This is a genomic window from Actinospica acidithermotolerans, assembly GCF_018139625.1.
Taxonomy (GTDB): Bacteria; Actinomycetota; Actinomycetes; order Streptomycetales; family Catenulisporaceae; genus Actinospica; species Actinospica acidithermotolerans.
In genome coordinates this window covers 1-411 of the sequence record NZ_JAGSOH010000381.1, presented here as the reverse complement: position 1 = coordinate 411, position 411 = coordinate 1, and the positions used below count along the sequence as shown (strand labels likewise).

Below are 411 nucleotides of genomic sequence, written 5' to 3'. Positions count from 1 at the left end.
GGTGCGGGCGTGGGAGCATCGGTGGGGCAGGTGCTGCAGAGCGGCAATGTGTTTGGAGGTTTTGAGAGCGATTTCGCGACGGGGTTGGCGCGTGGAACCGTGTCGGGCTTCGCAGCTGGGATGGCTACCGCGGTGCTGAAGGGTGGGCGTGTCAGCGTCCAGCAGGTGGCGACTGATGCGTTTGGCAATGCCCTTGGGCAAAGCCTGGCAGCCAGCATGTCGACAAGCTCGCTCTACACCTTCGGCAGTGGTCGCAGCGGTAATCCTGGCATCACGCCTGACGCTGCAGGCTTGGGGGTACGACTGGATGGTGGCGCTGGCCTGAGCTATGCCGGTTTGAGAGCCAACAACGGGTCGGCGGACCTTGAGGTATATGGCGGCAATGGGCTGACCGATCGGCTTCCACTGGAC

At 63.5% G+C, this 411-nt stretch carries 1 pseudogene; it reads left to right on the top strand.

What is annotated here, in order from left to right:
- Nucleotides 1–21: 21 nt before the first annotated feature.
- Nucleotides 22–411 (top strand): annotated as a pseudogene (locus KDK95_RS39040) (hypothetical protein); the annotation flags it as partial.